Consider the following 3,360-nt stretch of genomic DNA (forward strand, 5'->3'; position numbering starts at 1 on the left):
CCGGAGGCCGGCGGCCCCGGCCACAACGAGCTGCGCGACTTCCTGCGCCGGCGGCTGCCCACGCACCTCGTCCCCGAGCTCCTCGTCGAGGTCAGCCGGCTGCCGCTCACCGCGAACGGCAAGCTCGACCGGGCCGCGCTGCCGGCGCCCGGGGCCGCCCGACCCGACCCCGACGCGGCGGTCGTCACGCCGCGCAACGAGATCGAGGCGGCCCTGGCCGGCGTCTGGCGGGACGTGCTCGGCCTCGACGAGGTCGGCGTCCTCGACGACTTCTTCGACATCGGCGGCAACTCGCTGCTCGTCGCCGAGATGGTGGCGCGGGCCAGGGCGGCCGGTTACGACCTGACCGTCGGTGAGGTCTTCGACGTCCCGACGGTCGCGGGCCTCGCCCTGGCCGCCCGGTCGACCCGCCCCACGGCGGCCACCCGGGCGGCCGTCGAGATCCGGGCCGGATCCGCCACGCCGATCATGTTCTTCGTCCACGCCGGCAACGGCGGCATCACCGAGTACACCGAGCTCGCCGGTCAGCTGCGTGGCGAGCACCGGCTGGTCGGCCTGCGCTCGATCGGCCTCGGCGAGGGCGAGGAGCCGCTCGCCACCGTCGAGGAGATGGCGGCCGCCTACCTCGAGGACGCCCGCGCGCTGCAGCCCGACGGCCCGTACCTGTTCGCCGCCTGGTCCATGGGCGGCTACGTCGCGCTCGAGATGGCCCGGCAGCTCAGCGCCGCCGGCGGCACCCTCGGCGGGCTGTTCATCGTCGGGCCGCCGCACTACGAGGGGCTGCTCGACGACGAACGCAAGCAGGAGCGCAACGCCCGGGCCCAGGCCCGCGAGCTCGGCCGGTACATCGACGGCGGACCCCGGGCCACGCTGGACCCGGCCGTCGTCGAGCGCCTGCTGCAGGACTGGGAGGTGCCCGCGGACGCCGAGGCGGCCGTTCGGGCCGGCGACCGGCAGTGGCTCCGCGCGGGCCGGGTGGCGATCCTCAACAACTGGGCCGGCCGCCGCTACGGGCTGCGGCGCCGCCCGCCGAAGCCCTTCTCCGGCCCCGTGACGCTGTTCATGCCGCGGGAGGACCCCGAAGACGCCCGGCGGATCACCCTCGAGCAGTGGCGCGGCCTGCTCGCCGGGGAACCCGAGATCGTCGAACTGCCCGCCGCCCACAAGGAGGTCGTCTACGGCGAGTCCGCCGCCCAGGTCGCGGCCCGGCTCGACGCGGAGATCGACCGCCGCGACCGAGGAGCGAACTCATGACCGACACCCCCGGCCTGCCCTTCGCCGGGCCCGTGCCGAAGCGGCCGGCCGGCGAGATCACCGCGCTCGACGCCGGATCGCCGCTGCTGCGCGAGCCGGTCGTCATCACCGGGGCGTCCGAGCTGATGTCCGAGGTGTGGCGATGGACCCCCGACCGCCTGCGTGAGCTGATCGGCGACGAGAAGCTCGACGCCACCCTGCCCGGGCCGGACGGCACGTTCGCATACGAGCCGGGCCGGGCGCTGGCCAGCCGCCCGCTGCCGGTCGCCCGGTTCTTCGACGACATGGCCGACCCCGACGGCCCCCGCTGGTGCCTGCAGCAGGTGGCCGTCCGGGACAGGCTGCCGGTGCTCGCCGAGCGGCTGGACTACCCGTCGTGCGTCCCACCGGAGCTGATCAACGCCGTCAACCTCTGGATGGCCGCCCCCGGAACCGTGACCCCACTGCACTACGACGACACCCACAACCTGTTCGCGCAGGTGTCGGGCTCGAAGACGTTCTACCTCTTCCCGCCGGAGAACCTCGAGGCGCTGTACCCGGGCCCGCTCAACACCGGCGCGCAGCACCTGAGCCGGGTCGACCTGTTCCAGCCGGACCTCGAGCGCCACCCACGGACGGGGTCGCTCGCCTACCGCAGCGCCACCGTCCAGGCCGGCGAGGCGCTGCTGCTGCCCGCCTTCTGGTGGCACCAGGTCGCCTCGCACGACGTCGCCGTGTCGGTCAACTTCTGGTGGCGGGCCCACGTGCTCGACGTGCTCTGCCCGGGGTTCATGCGGCAGCTGCAGTCGACCGCGGTGCAGGAGGACCTCGGCGCCCTCGCGGGGACGTTCGAGCTGGGCGGCGACGATCCGGTCAGCGGCGCCGCCGAACTGCTGGCACTGCTCGCCGACATCGGCGAGAGCCGGGCGGCCGACGCGCTGGCCCGCTCGGTGCTGCGCACCGCTGAGCGGCGCGCACCGGCCGACGCCCGCGCCGGGGCGCTGCTCGCCCGGTATCCGGAACCGGACCCCCGCCTCGTCTCGGACACGGTGGCGTACCTCAGCGAAGGAGCCTTCTCGTGGTGAAGGTCAGTCTCTCGTACTTCGCCGCCGGCACGGCCGGCGCCGCGAACCCCTACGACGTCCTGCTCGACACCGCCCGGCTCGCCGACGAGGCCGGGCTCGAGGCGGTCTGGATCCCCGAGCGGCACTTCGGCGACTTCGGGCACTGCTACCCGAACCCGTCGGTGCTCGGCGCGGCCGTCGCCGCCGTCACCCGCCGTATCGGCATCCGGGCGGGCAGCGTGGTGCTGCCGCTGCACCACCCGGTCCGGGTGGCCGAGGAGTGGGCCGCCGTGGACCAGCTCTCCGGCGGCCGGGTCGGGGTCTCCTTCGCCTCGGGTTGGCACGGCCGCGACTTCATCCTGTCGCCCCACCCGCACAGCGAACGGCGCCGGGTCATGCTCGAGGGCATCGACACCGTCCGCGCCCTGTGGCGGGGCGAGGAGCGGGTGTTCGCCGACGCGTCGGGCAACGAGCTGGCGGTGACCACCCGCCCCCGGCCCGTCCAGCCGGAGCTGCCGGCCTGGGTCACCTCCGGCGGCTCGACCGGCACCTTCGAGCTCGCCGGGACGATCGGCGCCGGCGTGCTCACCCACCTCGTCGGCCAGGAGCCGGACGACCTGCGGCGCAACATCGCCGCCTACCGCGCGGCGCACACCGCCGGCCCCGGCCACGTGACGCTGATGATGCACACCTACGTGCTGGACGGCTCGGCGCGGGCGGCCGAGCGCGCGGAGGCGGAACTGGCCCGGTACCTGTCCGCCTCGATGCGCCTCGATGCGACCGACGTCGCCCACCCGGAGGCGCCCACCACCTACGGGGCGATGAGCTCCGCGGACCGCTCGGCGGTCGCGGCCCTCGGCGTCAAACGGTTCCTCGGCGCGGGCCTGATCTGCACGGCCGAGGAGATCCCCGAGCGGCTGGCCGCGGCCGCCGCGCTCGGGGTCGACGAGGTCGCCTGCCTCATCGACTTCGGCTTCGACCACACGTCGATCCTCAAGAGCCTCGACGACCTGCTCACCGTGCTGGCCTGATCGCGCCCCCTTCTGCCTGGAGGTTCCACCGC

The 3,360-nt window shown here is 74.8% G+C and carries 3 protein-coding genes; all 3 read left to right on the plus strand.

Features of this window, described 5'->3' with window-relative positions:
* Positions 1–1,254, plus strand: a 1,254-nt coding sequence (locus tag Dsi01nite_RS35625; RefSeq protein ID WP_203850761.1) for an alpha/beta fold hydrolase, incomplete at its 5' end; no start/stop codon positions are given.
* Entirely contained in the window at positions 1,251–2,318 is a 1,068-nt protein-coding gene (locus Dsi01nite_RS35630; protein ID WP_203850762.1) for a cupin-like domain-containing protein, read from the plus strand. The genes Dsi01nite_RS35625 and Dsi01nite_RS35630, both read left to right, overlap by 4 nt.
* On the plus strand, positions 2,312–3,328 hold the full coding sequence (locus Dsi01nite_RS35635; protein ID WP_203850763.1) for a MupA/Atu3671 family FMN-dependent luciferase-like monooxygenase: 1,017 nt from the start codon (positions 2,312–2,314) through the stop codon (positions 3,326–3,328). Before Dsi01nite_RS35630 ends, Dsi01nite_RS35635 begins: the two co-directional genes overlap by 7 nt.
* The last annotated feature ends 32 nt before the right edge of the window (positions 3,329–3,360 follow it).

The organism is Dactylosporangium siamense (assembly GCF_016862795.1).
In the GTDB taxonomy this organism is placed as follows: Bacteria; Actinomycetota; Actinomycetes; order Mycobacteriales; family Micromonosporaceae; genus Dactylosporangium; species Dactylosporangium siamense.

Bases quoted from the DNA above. Each gene is read 5' to 3' on its own strand.
- Dsi01nite_RS35630 (WP_203850762.1), top strand. From the start codon at position 1,251: ATGACCGACACCCCCGGCCTGCCCTTCGCCGGGCCCGTGCCGAAGCGG.